Source organism: Paracoccus sp. (in: a-proteobacteria) (genome assembly GCF_047973135.1).
In the GTDB taxonomy this organism is placed as follows: Bacteria; Pseudomonadota; Alphaproteobacteria; order Rhodobacterales; family Rhodobacteraceae; genus Paracoccus.
The window spans coordinates 37,936-53,499 of sequence record NZ_JBKEBL010000195.1; the positions used below are offsets into that span (position 1 = coordinate 37,936).

12 protein-coding genes and 1 pseudogene are annotated in these 15,564 nt (G+C 64.2%); all 13 read left to right on the top strand.

All coding sequences use genetic code 11. The features are described from left to right. Positions 1-389: 389 nt before the first annotated feature. The 13 genes and pseudogenes from ACK5L9_RS15235 (at position 390) to ACK5L9_RS15295 (ending at position 15,561) form a co-directional block, all read left to right on the top strand. Positions 390-1,397 carry a glutathione S-transferase family protein gene (locus ACK5L9_RS15235; RefSeq protein ID WP_416912318.1) on the top strand — a complete coding sequence of 336 codons (1,008 nt, stop codon included), beginning with the start codon at positions 390-392 and terminating at the stop codon, positions 1,395-1,397. 160 nt (positions 1,398-1,557) lie between these two features. After that, a pseudogene (locus ACK5L9_RS15240) lies at positions 1,558-2,001 on the top strand (ATP-binding protein); the annotation flags it as partial. Between the two features lie 1,604 nt (positions 2,002-3,605). Beyond that, positions 3,606-3,779 (top strand): 2Fe-2S iron-sulfur cluster-binding protein, encoded by a 174-nt coding sequence (locus ACK5L9_RS15245; protein WP_416912354.1) that lies wholly within the window; start codon positions 3,606-3,608, stop codon positions 3,777-3,779. Further along, a complete protein-coding gene (locus ACK5L9_RS15250) occupies positions 3,760-4,185 on the top strand; it encodes a response regulator transcription factor (protein WP_416912355.1) in 426 nt (141 codons plus the stop codon). Before ACK5L9_RS15245 ends, ACK5L9_RS15250 begins: the two co-directional genes overlap by 20 nt. A gap of 250 nt (positions 4,186-4,435) precedes the next feature. After that, positions 4,436-5,080, top strand: a complete 645-nt coding sequence (locus tag ACK5L9_RS15255) for a helix-turn-helix domain-containing protein (RefSeq protein ID WP_416912319.1) — start codon at positions 4,436-4,438, stop codon at positions 5,078-5,080. Beyond that, positions 5,077-5,577 carry a GAF domain-containing protein gene (locus tag ACK5L9_RS15260; RefSeq protein ID WP_416912320.1) on the top strand — a complete coding sequence of 167 codons (501 nt, stop codon included), beginning with the start codon at positions 5,077-5,079 and terminating at the stop codon, positions 5,575-5,577. Before ACK5L9_RS15255 ends, ACK5L9_RS15260 begins: the two co-directional genes overlap by 4 nt. Beyond that, positions 5,574-7,655: a hydantoinase/oxoprolinase family protein gene (locus ACK5L9_RS15265; RefSeq protein ID WP_416912321.1), complete on the top strand. Its 2,082-nt coding sequence runs from the start codon at positions 5,574-5,576 to the stop codon at positions 7,653-7,655. The genes ACK5L9_RS15260 and ACK5L9_RS15265 overlap by 4 nt, the downstream gene beginning before the upstream one ends. Beyond that, positions 7,655-9,307, top strand: a complete 1,653-nt coding sequence (locus ACK5L9_RS15270) for a hydantoinase B/oxoprolinase family protein (RefSeq protein WP_416912322.1) — start codon at positions 7,655-7,657, stop codon at positions 9,305-9,307. The genes ACK5L9_RS15265 and ACK5L9_RS15270 overlap by 1 nt, the downstream gene beginning before the upstream one ends. Position 9,308: 1 nt before the next feature. Continuing rightward, positions 9,309-10,412 (top strand): M24 family metallopeptidase, encoded by a 1,104-nt coding sequence (locus ACK5L9_RS15275; RefSeq protein WP_416912323.1) that lies wholly within the window; start codon positions 9,309-9,311, stop codon positions 10,410-10,412. Further along, on the top strand, positions 10,412-11,989 hold the full coding sequence (locus ACK5L9_RS15280; protein ID WP_416912324.1) for a hydantoinase B/oxoprolinase family protein: 1,578 nt from the start codon (positions 10,412-10,414) through the stop codon (positions 11,987-11,989). The genes ACK5L9_RS15275 and ACK5L9_RS15280 overlap by 1 nt, the downstream gene beginning before the upstream one ends. A 25-nt stretch (positions 11,990-12,014) precedes the next feature. Beyond that, positions 12,015-13,607 (top strand): ABC transporter substrate-binding protein, encoded by a 1,593-nt coding sequence (locus ACK5L9_RS15285; RefSeq protein ID WP_416912325.1) that lies wholly within the window; start codon positions 12,015-12,017, stop codon positions 13,605-13,607. 74 nt (positions 13,608-13,681) lie between these two features. Continuing rightward, positions 13,682-14,716, top strand: coding sequence for an ABC transporter permease (locus tag ACK5L9_RS15290; RefSeq protein WP_416912326.1), 1,035 nt, complete (start codon positions 13,682-13,684; stop codon positions 14,714-14,716). After that, the gene (locus tag ACK5L9_RS15295; protein ID WP_416912327.1) at positions 14,713-15,561 is read left to right on the top strand and encodes an ABC transporter permease; all 849 of its coding nucleotides are present in this window, start codon (positions 14,713-14,715) and stop codon (positions 15,559-15,561) included. Before ACK5L9_RS15290 ends, ACK5L9_RS15295 begins: the two co-directional genes overlap by 4 nt. Positions 15,562-15,564: the final 3 nt, after the last annotated feature.

Consider the following 15,564-nt stretch of genomic DNA (forward strand, 5'->3'; position numbering starts at 1 on the left):
GGCGCGGCATAGTTACCGCATTCGCGGCATCAGCCATAAGCTGCTTTCCTGACAAAGGTTGGTCTGTGCAACCAGACTTTCCCGTCAGGGTGCCATTCCCGCCAACGGCAGCGCCCCTCTTGCTTCAGCAGGTTCCTTCAGTCCCCCATTATGGCTGTTGGGAAAAACCTGAATCGCCCTGACAACTTGCATTATGGTCCTGGACGATCATCATTTAGCCAAATGCGTTCGAAATTATCATGTTGTTTTGCTATAACCTTTTGATATCACGCTGATGCCGCGCCAATTTGATGATCAAGTCGGCTTCCGTCAGCTATAACAGCTCGGTCAGGATTCGCTGACCGGCCCGCCCGGGGCCTCTGGCCACACACGACAGGAAAGGAACAGCCATGGGACAACTGGTTGACGGCGTCTGGACGGACGCCTGGTATGATACGGCAAGCACGGGCGGGCGGTTTCAGCGCGTGACGACCGCGTGGCGCAACTGGGTCACGCCCGAGGGTGCGCCGGGGCCGTCGGGAACGGGCGGTTTTGCTGCCGAAGGCGGGCGCTATCACCTTTATGTCTGTCTGGCCTGCCCCTGGGCGCATCGCACGCTGATCTTTCGCGCGCTCAAGGGGCTGGTGCCGCATATCGGGGTCTCGGTCGTGCATCCCGACATGCTGTCCGATGGCTGGACCTTTGCGACGGATTATCCTGATGCGACCGGCGACACACTGTTCGGCAGCCGCTTCATGCGCGACATCTATCTGCGCGCAGATCCTGCGGCCTCGGGCCGGGTCACGGTGCCGGTACTGTGGGACAAGGCGCAGAATACCATCGTCAGCAATGAAAGCGCCGAGATCATTCGCATGTTCAATTCGGCCTTCGACGGGCTGACCGGCAATCGCGACGATTATTATCCCGCCGATCTGCGCCCGCAGATCGAGGCCCTGAACGCGCGCATCTATGACACGGTGAATAACGGCGTCTACAAAGCTGGCTTTGCCACCTCGCAAGAGGCCTATGACGAGGCCGTCGCTCCGTTATTCGACAGTCTCGACTGGCTGGAGGACATCCTGTCGCGCAACCGTTATCTGGCGGGCGACCGGCTGACCGAGGCCGACTGGCGTCTGTTCACCACTGCGATCCGCTTTGATCCGGTTTATCATACGCATTTCAAATGCAATCGGAAATGGCTGCGCGAATATCCAAACCTCTGGGGCTGGACGCGCGAACTGTATCAGATGCCGGGCGTGGCCGGGACGGTGAGTTTCGACCATATCGTACGGCATTACCACTTCAGCCACGACCGGATCAATCCGCAGAGGATCATCCCGATCAACCCGGTGATCGACTGGACCGAGCCCCATGGACGGGGCCGGAAGCGCGCCGAACCTGAACAGGACGTTTCGTAAATGCCGCAATAACAGGCTGCAAAACGGCCTGCGGGCGTTCCATTCTGTGACCCGATTGACATAGTCTGTCACCGCGGCATGGGCGAATCGCCGGGGAGGTGTGCTTTTGACTGGTAACGGGCGACAGGCTCCGGGGGACCGTACGGTCATGCCGGCGGGGATGGTTCTTGCGACCACGCCACCGCGTGAACAGTTCAATCTGCTGGAACGGCCTCAGCTCAGCGTGGCCGATGGGCGGCTGCGCGACGCGCCCGCGATATTGCTTCAGGCCGCGCCGGGCTATGGCAAGACGACCATTCTGGCGCAATGGCGGCGCGAAAGCCTGAAACAGGGGCGGATTGTGCTGTGGTTGTCCGCACGCGCCGACGACACACCCGCCGCACTGATCCAGAGCCTGACGCTGAGTTTCCGCGAGGCGGCCTGCCAGCCGGCCTTTGGCCATACGCTGCTGGAGATGCTGGACGCCTCGCCCGTCAACGATCTGGGTGCCTTGACCGGCTGGCTGGCCGAATGCGCCCGGACCGGGCGGGACACCGTGGTGATTATCGACGAGGCCGACACGCTGTCGCCGCGCTCGGCCCTGGCGCTGGAATATCTGCTGCACAACCTGCCGCCCAACCTGCGCGCCTATATCGGCCTCAGGGGCGAGGGGCAGATCAGGCTGGACGATCTTGTCGCGCATGGTCAGTGCGAGGTGCTGCGCTCTGCCGATCTGCGCTTTGCCATCGACGATACCGTCGCCCTGCTGCGCGCCCGTACCGGCGATGCGCTGGATCACGAGATTGCGGCCCATCTGCATGATGTCACCGAAGGCTGGCCGCTGGGGGTGCAGCTTGTCGTGTCGCTGATGCAGCGCAGCCGCGATCCGCGCGCGGCGGCGACGGCGGTACTTGCGCAACGCGGCAAGGGGCGCGGCCAACTGGTCGCGGGGCTGCTGGGCGATCTGGATGCGGCGGACAAGGCGTTGCTGACACGGCTTTCCGCACCCGAGGCAATCACCCCCGATCTGGCGGCAGCGATGACCCGAGATCCCGGCACCGCCGCCGATGTGCGGCGTCTGGCCACGATCACGCCGCTGCTTGCCCCGCAAGAAGAAGGTGACTGGCTGCGCCTGCATTCGCTGGTCCATGACGAATTGCGGCGCCGTTTCGACGCTCTGCCCGGCAAGGAACGGCAGCAACTTCACCGCCGCGCGGCGGATTGGCTGCTGGACCACCGGATGCCCCTGCATGCGGCGCGTCATGCGCTGGCGGCGGGCGATACCGACCGGGCCAGCGATCTGGCCGAACACAGCCTTTATGACACGGTCATGCGTCAGGGCCGCCTGACCGAGGCCGAGCCGTGGCTGCATCTGATCCCGCAAGAGCAAATCGACGCGCGGCCGCAACTGCTGATCGCGGGGGCGTGGTGCCTTGCCTTGGGCGAAAGGCACGAAGAAGCCGGGCGCATGATCGCGCGCATCGTACCGGGCGATCCGCAGATGAAGCTGGAATGCGCGCTGATCGAGGGGGCCGCCGCCGTTCTGGCCGATCAGCCGGACCGCTTTGTCGCGCTTTACGACGGCTGGGGGGCCAATCCGCCGCTGAACGATCCGCTGCTGTTGCAGGTCTATGCCAACCGCTCGGCCTATCGCGAATTTCTTCTGGGCGAACCGGCACGCGCGCGGCTGCATCAACAGACCACCGCGCCGCCCGGTTTTCGCCCCCCCGCCTATATGCAACGGTGGAGCGACTGGATCATCGGGCTCAGTTATTTCTGGGAGGGACAGGTGCGCCTGGCCGAGATGATCCTGCGGCCCGCCTCGGTCCAGTCGGATGTCGAACTTGGGCGGCGGCATCCGTTTTCCGCGACACTGGCGGCGTTGCTGGCGGCGGCGCAATGGGAACAGGACCGCCCGGACGAGGCATGCGTCACCCTTGCCAACCGCCTTGACGCGCTGGAACAGGACGGCCTGCCCGAGGCGGTGCAGCTTGGCTATCGCACCCTTGCGCGGGCGGCGGCGGCCGACGGGCAGGAACACCGCGCAATGGAACTGCTTGAGGCGCTGGACGCCATCGGTCAGCGGCGCAGGTTGCCCCGGCTGCGCATCATCTCGATGACCGAACAGGTGCGGCTGCACGCCCGCAGCTTTCGCGCCGTGACCTGCGCCGAACTTGTCGCGGCCATCAACGCGCTGCTGGCCGGAGATGACATTCCCGACGGGCCGATCTGGCGCAAAAGCATCAGGTTCCACATCCTTGTCGCGCAGGGCTATGCGGCCTGTGCCGCGCGCGACTGGGAAAAGGCGACCGCGCCTTTCAACGAAGCGCTTCAGATCGCCCGCGCCGCCCGCAAGGACCGCCTCAAGATCGAGCTGTTGGGCATGCTGGCGCTGGTCCATGAACGTCTGGGCGATCCGGGCGCGAATGCGCTGCTGGACGAGGTCTGCGGTCTGGCGCGGATCTACAAGCTGAACCGCGTGCTGCGTGACGCGCATCCGCTGCTGGACAAATTGGCGCGACGGCACGAGGCGGGCAGGACCGGGGACGAGGCCGTGCCGCCGCAACCATCTCTGCCGCAACCAGGCCCCGCCGCCGCACGCTCGGGTGTGCTGACGCCGAAAGAGGGCGAGATCGTCGATCTTCTGTCACGGAACCTGTCAAACAAGGAAATCGGCAGGGCGCTGGACATTCACGAAGACACGGTCAAATGGCACATGAAAAATCTTTTCGCCAAACTGAATGCCGGATCGCGCAAACAGGTCGTGACCCGCGCCCGCCTGCTGGGCCTGCTGCCCACGGACGGATAACACCTGTATATCGCTGACGGCAGCAGGTTGAAATCCGGCCAGGAATAGCCAAAAGCGCACGCTTTTTACGCCATGCGGAACCGGATTATCCTGCCGCAACCGTGGCGGAATATTGCGCCGACGTTCTCGGGTATCGGTAAACGCTGATTCTGCTGCCTCCGCGCAAGTCAAGACTTGATTTGCACAAAATTTTCTGAAAAGTGAAGCCACACTTCAAATGAAGTCAGGCTTCAAATTTCTGGAGGGGGATTTGGACGGGATCGCAGAGGACCAGACTGCCCCCGAGGGCGTTGGCAGCAGGCTGCGGGCGTTGCGCAAGGCGCGCAAGGTTCCCATGCGCAAGATTGCCGACGGTACCGGGCTGTCCATCAGCTTTATCAGCCAGATCGAACGGGGCGTCAGTGCGCCCTCGCTGACATCGCTGCGGGCGATCGCGCAGGTTCTGGGCGTCGGCATGCCCGATCTGCTGCCCGAAACCCTGCCGGTTGCCCAGGCGACACGCAGTCTGGACCGCCCGCTGCACCGGCTGCGGCTGGCTCCGGGTGCGGCCCACAGCTATGAGCGTATCACGACGACCTTTCCCGGATCGCGGCTGACCGGGGTCATCATCCATGAACCCGCCGGTGCCCGGATCGAGCCGCAAAGCCATGACGGCGAAGAAATCATCTTTGTCCTTGAGGGCAGTCTGACCGTGGAACTGGATACCGAGACGATCACCCTGTCGCAGGGCGATACGCTGCATTTTTCCTCGGCCCGCCGTCACGCCACCTGGAATCACACCAGTCAGCCTGCGGTGATCCTGCATATCTGCACGCTGGACGTGTTCGGCGACCAGATCTCGGATCTGCCGGGGGTCTATGCGGGGCATCGGAACAGTTTCGAGGAAAGCCGATGACCGCATGGCGTGATTTTGCCGCCGCCATCGCCGCGCCTGGCGGTGAAGCTGCCTGCATGGCCGCGCTTTGCGCGCTGACGCAGCAGGAAATCGGCGCGGTGCTGTTCACGGTAATGACCTTTGACGAGGCAACGCGCTGCGCCACGCGAATCTGGTCGAACATGCCGGATGCCTATCCGGCGGGCGGCACCAAGCCGGTCGGGGAAACCGCCTGGGTCGATCTGGTGCTGAACCGGCATCAGCCCTTCGTGGCGAACAATATAGACGAAATCGCCGCGCATTTCGGCGATCACGACCTGATCCGCAGCCTGGGCTGCGAAAGCTGCCTGAACCTGCCCCTTGTCATCGCGGGCCGGGTTCCGGGCACGCTGAACTGTCTGGATGTGGCGGGGCATTACACGCCCGAACGGGTGGCGCGGGCGGCACGGTTGATCGCACCCGCCGCGCTGTGCCTGCAACGGATGAACGACACCAGCAAGAGGGGGAAACCGGCATGACCGGCAAGACGATCCGGGTCGCGACCGATGTGGGTGGCACCTTTACCGATCTGGTCTGTTTCGAGACCGACAGCGATACCGGTATCTCGCGCGTGCGGACGGCGAAATCCGACACCACGCCGCCGGATTTCGAACGCGGCGTTCTGGATGTGTTGCGCAAGGGCGGCGTCGATCCGGCCAAGGTCGGGTTCATGGCCCATGGCACCACGGTGGTGATCAACGCACTGACCGAACGCAAGGGCGTGACCGTGGGCCTGATCACGACCGAGGGTTTCCGCGACACGCTGGAAATCGCGCGCGGCAATCGCCCCGATTTCTTCAACCTGCATTACGAAAAGCCCAAGCCCTTTGTCCGCCGCGCGCTGCGCCGCGAGGTGCCGGGGCGGATGAATTATCTGGGGCAGGAAACGCAGCCGCTGGAACTGTCGGGTCTTGCCGGGATCGTGCAGGATTTCCGCGATGCAGGGGTGGGCGCGGTGGCGGTGTCGCTGCTGCATTCCTATGCCAACCCCGCCCATGAAGAGGCAGTTCTGGCCGCGCTTGCCAAGCTGTGGCCCGAAGTACCGGCCGTAGGCTCGCATCAGATCAGCCGCGAATGGCGCGAATATGAACGCAGCAATTCCGCCGTGCTGTCTGCCTATGTGCAACCAGTCGCCGAACGCTATCTGCGGCGGCTTGAGGCGGGGCTGAAGGACAGCAATTTCGACGGCCAGCTTTACGTGATGCAATCGAACTGCGGCGTGGACAGCCTGTCGGCGACGGCCCGGACCCCGATCACCATGGTCGAAAGCGGCCCGGCCTCGGGGTTCTGGGGCGCGGCGGAACTGGGCAAGCTGATCGGCGAACCCGATGTGCTGGCGCTGGACATCGGTGGGACCACCGCGAAATGTTCGCTGATCCAGGGCGGAGAGGTCCGGATCATGACCGATTACTGGATCGAACGCGACCGCAGCTCGGCCGGGTATCCGATCATGGTGCCGGTGGTCGATCTGGTCGAAATCGGCAATGGCGGCGGCTCGGTCGCATGGGTGGACGATTTCGGCAAGCTGCATGTCGGGCCACAATCGGCGGGGGCCTCGCCCGGCCCGGCGGCCTATGGGCGCGGCGGGCAGGACGCGACGACGACGGATGCGAATCTGTGGCTGGGGCGGATCAACAAGGACTATTTCTGCGGCGGTTCCGTGCAGGCCGACATGCCGGCAACAGGCGCGGCACTGACACGTGTGGCAGACCGGCTGGGCATCGGGCGCGACGAGGCCGCGCGCGGCATTGTCCGCATCGCCAACAACAACATGGTGAACGCGCTGAAACTGGTGTCCCTGAACCGGGGCCACGACCCGCGCGATTTCGTGCTTTTGGCCTTTGGCGGCGGGGGGGCGATGCATGCAGTGGCGCTTGGGCAGGAACTGGGCGTGAAAAAGGTGGTCATTCCCACCGGGGCCTCGGTCTTTTCGGCCTGGGGGATGATGATGTCCGACCTCAGGCGCGACTATTTCCTGACCGCACTGGCCGATCTGGGCGATGGCGCGGCAGCGGGGATCGAGGCGCGCTTTGCCGGGATCGAGGACAAGGCCCGCGCGCAATTCGCCGATGAGGGCGTCGATCCCGCGCAGATCAGGTTGCGCCGGTTCGGAAAGTTTCGCTATCAAAATCAGGAACACACGGTCGAGGTTCCGGTCGATGGCCCCGTGACCGGGGCCGGGCTTGCCACCATCGCGGACGATTTTCACCGCGCCTATGAAAGGGAATATACCTATCGTCTGGATGCCCCGGTCGAGATGGTCGGCCTGCATGTCGTCGCCTCTGCCGAGATGGGCAAGCTCAAGCCCGTCGAACGCCCGCTGACCGACGCCCCCGCCAGCGCCGCGCAAAAGGGTCGGCGCAGGGTCGATTACGCGACCGATGGCATTCACGAGGCCGATATTTATGATGGCGACCTGTTAGAGCCGGGCATGAGCTTCGCCGGCCCCGCCATCGTCGAGGATCCCGGCACCACCATCGTCATCCATCCCGGCAACCATGTCGAGATGGACCGCTGGGGCAATCTGCATATCATCCTGCGGAAAGGGGGCGCGTGATGAGTGTCGATCCGATCACCAGCGAGATCATCCAGAACTCGCTTCAGGCCGTCGCGGATGAGATGTTCGTGGCGATGCGGAAAACCGCGATGAGTTCGATCATCTACGAGGTGCTGGACATGGGCACCGGGATCACGGACGCGGCGGGCGAGATCGCGTCATCAGGGGCCGGGATCCCGGCTTTTGTCGGCGTGCTGGACAAGGCGGTCAAACAGATGGTCGCCAAATTCCCCGCCGATACCATCAGGCCCGGCGATGTATTCGCGGTCAACGATCCGTTTCACGGCGGAGTCACGCATCTGAACGACATCATCGTCGCCATGCCGGTCTTTGCCGGCGGCAGGCTGGTCGCGTGGACGGCGAATATCGCGCATAATTCCGATGTGGGCGGCATGGCACCCGGATCGCTGACCGGCGAGGCGACCGAGATCTTTCAAGAGGGGCTGCGCCTGCCACCCATCCGCCTGATCGAGGCGGGACAACCCGTCGCCCCGGTCTTTGACATCATCATCGCCAATTCGCGCATGCCCGACGTGCTGAATGGCGATGTCTGGGCGGCGATTTCCTCGGCCCGTGTTGGCGCGCGGCGCCTGGAAGAGATCGCCTCGAAATACGGCGTCGATACATTCGAAACCGCCTTGCGCGACTTTATGGCCTTTGGCGAGGCGGTGACGCTTAAGGCGCTTGCCGAACTGCCGAAAGGCAGGTTCGAACTAAGCGAGGAACAGGACGATGGCAATGTGTTCAACGTCAGGATCACGCTGACCGGCGACAAGTTCATCGTCGATCTGCGCGACAATCCCGATCAGGTGGCCGGGCCGGTCAACGCCTGCCGTGACGGAGTGATGATCGCCGCGCAGATGATCCTGAAATCGCTGACCGATCCGCGCGGGCCGGCGAATGGCGGCTCGTTCCGGCCGATCGAGTTGCTGACCCGGCCCGGCTCGGTCTTTGACGCGCAGGAACCCGTGGCGATGGGGTTCTATTACGAGATCGAACTGCGCGCCTATGACCTGATGTGGCGCTGTCTGGCCCCGCATATGCCGCAGCATCTGGGCGCGGGTCATTTCGCCAGCGTCTGTGGCACCTTCATCGGCGGCATTCACCCCGATACGGGCCGCCAATACACGATCATCGAACCCCAGGTCGGCGGCTGGGGCGCAGCGCGCGGGCGCGACGGCAATTCGGCGATCTTCTCGGCCTTCCACGGCGAGACCTATAATTGCCCTGCCGAGATCAACGAGGCCCGAAACGGTGTCATCATCGACCGGATGGAGCTGAACACCGAACCCGGCGGCGAAGGGCGCGAGACTGGCGGGCGCGGCGTCGTCATCGACTATCGCACCCGCGCCGAGGATGGTTATCTGACCGTGGGCTATACCCGCTCGCGCTGTCCGGCATGGGGGCTGGATGGCGGACGCGACGGCAGCCCGAACTACGTGCGCTTTATGCCGCGTCAGGGCAAAGCGCAGGAATTTGCCTTTGTCTCGGGGCTGCGCACACAGCCGGGCGACGTGATCCGGGTGATCACCGGGAACGGCGGCGGCATGGGCGATCCGACGGATCGCCCGGCAGCAAGGATCGCCGGGGATATTGCCGACGGGCTGATCACGCCCGAACGTGCGAAACAGGTTTATGGCTATGAGGCTTGAAATGACCAACAAGGCAACGGAAACACGCATCGCGCGGCTGCGCGACAGCCTTCGCCAGACCGGCAATGACATGATCGTGCTGGGAACCGGCCCGCATATGCGCTGGCTGCTGGGGTTTCAGCCCCATGGGGATGAACGGTTTCTGGCGCTGCTGGTCACGCAGGCGGACGCGGTTTTCGTGATGCCCGCGCTGGAGGCCCCGGCCTCGGGCCAGCATACCGACCTGCCGATGTTCAAATGGAAGGATGCCGACGGCCCCGGCGATGCGCTGGCGCAGGCGCTGACGGCAGTGGGCGGCGCGGATGCGCGCGCCGTGGTCATCGACGAAACGATGCGCGCCGATTTCGCGCTGACCGTGCTTGACCTGCTGCCCGGCATGCGCCGCAGCTTTACCGACGCGACCATTGGCCGGTTGCGGATGTGCAAGGACGCGGGTGAACTGGCGGCGCTGAAGGAAAGTGCGCGGCTGGACGATCAGGCGATGCGTGCAGCCTTTGCCGCGATCCGGCCCGGCATGACCGAATCCGATCTGGCGCAGGTCGTGCGCGATTGCTTTGGCCGGGCCGGGGCCGAGCCTCTGTTCACCATCGTCGGCACCGGCGGCAACGGCGCCTTTCCGCATCACCACACCGGCGACACGGTACTGAAACGCGGCGATGCGGTGGTGATCGACATCGGCGCACGGCTGAACGGCATGCCGTCCGACATCACCCGCATGGCGGTGGTGGGCGACAAACCCGAAGGCTATGACGAAATCCACGCCATTGTCGAAGGTGCAGTGCAGGCGGCGATGGCCGCCGCGCGGATCGGCGCAAGGGCGCATGAGGTGGACGCGGCCGCCCGCAACCACATCGCGGCGCATGGCTATGGCGATTGCTTCACCCACCGGACCGGGCACGGTCTGGGCGTCGAGGTCCACGAGCCGCCCTATATCAGCGGTTCCAGCCAGACCGTGCTTGAGGAAGGCATGGTCTTTTCCATCGAGCCGGGGATCTATCTGGAAGGGCGGTTCGGGCTGCGGCTGGAAGATATCGTTTATATGACCGCCGATGGCCCGGTACGCCTGTCCGAATTGCCGCGCGATGTGTTCGTGGCGGGCACCTGATGGCCCCGCCCGATCCCTTTACCCGGTCGGTCATTCAGGCAGGGCTGATAGCCGCCGCCGATGAAAGCTTTGCGGTGCTGAAAAAGACCGCGATGAGCCCGATCATCTATGAGGTGCTGGATGTCGGCACCGGGGTAACGGATGCGCGGGGCGAAATCATGTCCTCGGGCGCAGGGATACCGGGCTTTATCGGCGTGCTGGACAAGGCCGTGAAACGGATCATCGGGGTCCATGACGGCACCATCCGCGACGGCGATGTCTTTGTGACCAACGATCCCTATTGGGGCGGGGTGACGCATCTGAACGATGTGGTGGTCGCGCAGCCGGTCTTTCATGACGGGCGGCTGCTGGCCTGGACGACCTCGATTGCGCATTGGAACGATGTTGGCGGCATGACCCCCGGTTCCATCGCCGCCGACGCGACCGAGATCTTTCAGGAAGGGCTGCGCCTGCCCTGCCTGCGCCTGTTCGAGGCAGGGCGCAGGCAGGATGCGGTCTTTGACATCATCGCGCTGAATTCGCGCCTGCCGGATTTTGTGACCGGCGACCTGTGGGCGCAGATTTCCGCGGGCCGCCGCTCGGCCCTGCCGATCCTGTCGATGGCGCGGGCCTATGGCCCTGATGCCATCGAGGACGCGGTTCTGGCCGCCTTTGCCGAAGGCGAGGCGCGCAGCTTGCAGGGCTTGGGCAGGCTGCCGCACGGGCGCTTTCCGGTCGCGATGGAACAGGACGAGGGCGATACATGGCACGGCACGGTCGAGATTTCGCCCGACAGTTTCACCGTCGATCTGCGCGATGCGCCGGATCAGCGGCGAGGACCGTTCAACACTTCGGCTGACGGGACACGGATTGCGTGTCAGTTGATCTTCAAGGTGCTGACCGATCCGACACTGTTCGCCAATGCCGGGTCGTTCCGCCCGCTGCGGGTGCTGACGCGCAAGGGTTCGATCTTTGATCCAAACCCGCCTGCGGCTCACGGGTTCTATTCCGAAACGCGGATCCGGCTGGCCGACATGCTGTGGAACGGGCTGTCCCGCGTGATCCCCGACCGCCTGCCCGCCGGGCATTTCTCGTCCATCTGCGGCACCGTGATCGCGGGGATCCATCCCGATAACGGTCGCCTTTACACCATGGTCGAGCCGCAGATGGGCGGTTGGGGCGCAACGGCGGATCGCGACGGGCTGGACGCGATGTATTCGACCAATCACGGCGATACCTTCAACTGCCCGGTCGAGATCTGCGAGGCGCGCTATGGCATTGATGTCGGCTGGCGGCGGCTGTCGGACAGCGAAGCGGGGCGTGGCCTGCATCGCGGCGGGCGCGGCCTGTCGATCTGTTACCGCCCGCGCGGCCCGGCCACGCTGTCCGCCGGGTTCTCGCATACAAGCGTGCCTGTCTGGGGCGCGGCTGGCGGCGATCCTGGCGGGCATAACGCGATCCGGGTCCACCGCGCCGATGGCCGCAGCGAGGGCTTTGCCTTCGCCTCGGGCATCCGAATCGGGCCGGGCGACGCGGTTCACATCGAAACGGCGAATGGCGGCGGCTGGGGGCCGGCGCAGGAACGAAAGCAAGGATAACAATACCTTACCAACGGAGGTGACGATGATAAGCAAGCTTATGGGTGCGGCGCTGGCAGGCCTTGTCGTGGCAAGCGCCGCAACGGCGCAGGAACGTCCGCTTCGGCTGGATGAATCCGCCGTGGGCGAGATGGACCCGGCCAAGGGCACGGATTACGCCGATACCGTTCTGGCGGTGAACCTGTATGAAAGCCTTGTCTATCCCCGGCCGGGCGGCGGCGGGGTCATTCCATGGCTGGCCACCTCGTGGGAAATCGACGGCCTGACCTATCGCTTTACCCTGCGCGATGGCGCTGTTTTCGCGTCGGGCAATCCGGTGACAGCGGCAGATGTGGTCTATTCCTTCAACCGGCTGATGGCACTGGGTCAGGGAAATTCATCGCTGTTTGCGGGCCGTGTCGCCTCGGTCGAGGCGGTGGACGACAAGACCGTCGCCTTCGCCCTGACTGAACCCTTCGCCCCGTTCCTTGCCGCAGCTTCGCGGCTGTGGGTGGTGGACAGCGCCGTGGCGAAGGAACATCAGGCCGAAGGCGGCAATGGCGAATTCGGCGACTACGCCTCGGACTGGCTGTCGGCGAACAGCGCGGGTTCGGGGGCCTATGTCGCAACCGCCCATGATCCGCAGATCGAAACGGTGATGGTGCCGAATCCGAATTACGGCGGCCAACCGGCGGACGCCATGGCACCCGATCAGGTGACATACCGCTATTCGCTTGAGGCATCGACCGTGCGGGCGCTGATGGCGCGGGGCGAGCATGACATATCCTCGGTCTGGCTGCCGCCCGAAGTGCTGAAGGCGATGGCGGACGAGGGGTCGGTTCATCTGGAACAGGAACCCGGCGCGACCGGCGAATACATCAAGCTGAACACCGCCCGCCCGCCTCTGGACGATGTGCATTGCCGCCGCGCGCTGATGTTCGCCTATGATTATGCCACCACGCTGAAGCTGCTGACGGTGACGCCGGATGTGGCGCAGGGCTTTCCGATGAAGGGCGTGCTGCCGCAGGGGCTGACCGGGGCCGATATCGACGCGCCGGACTATGCGCAGGATATGGACAAAGCGAAAGAGGAGCTGGCGCAATGCCAGTACGATCCGGGCGAATATCCGCTGGACATCGCCTGGATCGCCGAGGTTCCCGCGCGCGAACGTCTGGCCCTGCTGATGCAGGCGACCTTCACGCAGCTTGGCTTCAGGGTGAATGTCATCCGCACGCCCTGGGCGCTGATCACCGAACAGGTCACGAAACCCGAAACCGCGCCCCATGCGATCGAGATCGCGATCAACGCCATGACGCCGGATCCGGATTCGCTGCTGTTCAACATGTACAGTTCGACCCTGCCGCCGACATGGATGTCATCCTCTTACCTGAAAAGCGCCGAGGTGGATAACCTGCTGGTCGCCGGACGGATGCAGACCGACCCGGACAAGCGCGCGCCAATCTATCGCGACCTGAACCGGCTGTTGCGCGATTTGTCGCCCGACATCGTCGCCTACGAAACCAACGGCGTCTATGCGGTGCGCAATGGCGTCGAGGTGCCCAACCTTGCCCAACCGGAACGGCGCTATCCGATCAGCGCCTATTCGATGCTGTTCAAGGATATTCAGGTGAACGACTGATGCCGGACAGGCGGGGCGGGCCAGATCCCGCCCCGCCCAGCCCCGCCCACGCAACCAAGCTGGAGGTCCGAACCATGAACCCGGTCCTGCGCCTTCTCATTCACCGGCTGCTGATTTCGCTGCTGGTGCTGGCTGGCGTCTCGATGCTGATCTTCTTTATTGCCCGGATCGTGCCGGGCGATCCGGCGCGGATCGCCCTTGGCCCCAATGCCACGCAAGAGATGATCAACGCGCTGCGCGAGAAACGGCACCTGAACGACCCGATCATCGTGCAGTACGGCTGGTTCCTGCGCGATCTGCTGCATGGCGATCTGGGCACCTCGCTGTATACCCGCCGCCCGGTGGCGCAGGACATTGCCGCCTATCTGCCCGCCACGCTGGAACTGGTGTTCATGGCGGGAACGATGATGATCCTGATCGGCCTGCCTCTGGGGCGGCTGGCGGCACGGCATCAGGGGCGGGGGCCGGATCATCTGGCGCGGCTGTTGTCGGTGCTGGCGGTCTGCACGCCCGCCTTTGTCTGGGGCGTGATCCTGCAATTGCTGCTGGCCTATATCTGGCCGGTCTTTCCACTGGAGGGGCGGCTGTCCGCCGGCATCGCCGCGCCCCCGCCTGTGACCGGCTTTTACACGCTGGACGCGCTGTTTTCGGGGCGCATCGGGACGTTTTTCGACGCGCTGTATCATCTGATCCTGCCTGCGACCGCGCTGGCGCTGGCAGGAATCGGGCAAACCGCGCGGCTGACCCGATCCTCGATGATCGAGGTTTACCGAAAGCCCCATATCGACATGGCCCGCGCCTATGGCTTCCCCGAAGGGCAGATCGCCCGCCGCTATGCCTTTCGGCCCGCGCTGATCCCGACGTTGACAATTCTTGGCCTTGATGTCGCGGCGATGCTGGCCAATGCCTTTCTGGTCGAACGGGTCTTTGTCTGGCCCGGCCTGTCGCGTTACGGGGTCGAGGTGATCCTGCGCAAGGATCTGGACGCCATCGTCGGCACGGTCATGGTCATTGCCGCGATGTTCCTGCTGACCAATCTGGTCGTCGATGTGCTGGTCTCGATCATCAATCCCCGCATCCGCCTGTCGCAACAAAGGCCAAAACCATGAGCGCGCGCCCCCCGTCCATTGCCTGGACCGAGTTCCGGTCGAACCCGTTATCCATATTCGGCCTTGTGCTGGTGCTGTTCTGCGTCGGACTGGCGGCATTGGCCAATGTGATCACGCCCTGGCCCGATCATGTCGGTCCCATCGGCGATTTTACCGCCATCAATCAGGGCCCCTCGGCGGCGCATTGGTTCGGCACCGACACGATTGGCCGCGACCTGCTGACGCGGATCGTCTTTGGCTTTCGTCTGTCGCTGATCATGGCGGTGCTGGTGCTGTCGATCTCGATGCCGCTTGGGGTGGTTCTGGGGCTGTTTGCGGGCTATCGCGGCGGCTGGACCGAATTTGCCATCATGCGGCTGACCGACATCTTTCTGGCCATCCCGCCGCTGGTTCTGGCCATGGCGATCATGGGTTTCCTGCCCGCCACGCTGACCAACGCGATGCTGGCCGTCACGGTGATGTGGTGGCCCTGGTACACGCGGCTGGTCTATAACGTCGTCCGCGCTGAGGCACGCGAAGGTTATGTTCTGGCGGCCGAGGTGATTGGCGCATCCTCGCTGCATATCATGTTCCGCGAGATCCTGCCCAATTGCGCGCCCGCCGTGCTGACCAAGCTGACGCTGGATGTGGGGTTTGTGGTGCTGATGGTGTCCTCGCTCAGCTTTCTGGGTCTGGGCGTGCAGCCCCCGACGCCCGATCTGGGGTCCATGGTGGCCGATGGCGCGAAATACATGCCCGATGCATGGTGGCTGTCGGTCTTTCCGGCGCTGGCGATCATGGTTCTGGTGCTGGGTTTCAACCTGCTTGGCGACGGGTTGCGCGAAGCCTTTGACGCAGAGGTGTGACAG

Coding starts and splice junctions, on each gene's coding strand:
- ACK5L9_RS15290 (WP_416912326.1), top strand. CDS start 13,682: ATGAACCCGGTCCTGCGCCTTCTCATTCACCGGCTGCTGATTTCGCTG.
- ACK5L9_RS15275 (WP_416912323.1), top strand. CDS start 9,309: ATGACCAACAAGGCAACGGAAACACGCATCGCGCGGCTGCGCGACAGC.
- ACK5L9_RS15280 (WP_416912324.1), top strand. CDS start 10,412: ATGGCCCCGCCCGATCCCTTTACCCGGTCGGTCATTCAGGCAGGGCTG.
- ACK5L9_RS15250 (WP_416912355.1), top strand. CDS start 3,760: ATGCTGGCGCTGGTCCATGAACGTCTGGGCGATCCGGGCGCGAATGCG.
- ACK5L9_RS15235 (WP_416912318.1), top strand. CDS start 390: ATGGGACAACTGGTTGACGGCGTCTGGACGGACGCCTGGTATGATACG.
- ACK5L9_RS15270 (WP_416912322.1), top strand. CDS start 7,655: ATGAGTGTCGATCCGATCACCAGCGAGATCATCCAGAACTCGCTTCAG.
- ACK5L9_RS15260 (WP_416912320.1), top strand. CDS start 5,077: ATGACCGCATGGCGTGATTTTGCCGCCGCCATCGCCGCGCCTGGCGGT.
- ACK5L9_RS15295 (WP_416912327.1), top strand. CDS start 14,713: ATGAGCGCGCGCCCCCCGTCCATTGCCTGGACCGAGTTCCGGTCGAAC.
- ACK5L9_RS15265 (WP_416912321.1), top strand. CDS start 5,574: ATGACCGGCAAGACGATCCGGGTCGCGACCGATGTGGGTGGCACCTTT.
- ACK5L9_RS15285 (WP_416912325.1), top strand. CDS start 12,015: ATGATAAGCAAGCTTATGGGTGCGGCGCTGGCAGGCCTTGTCGTGGCA.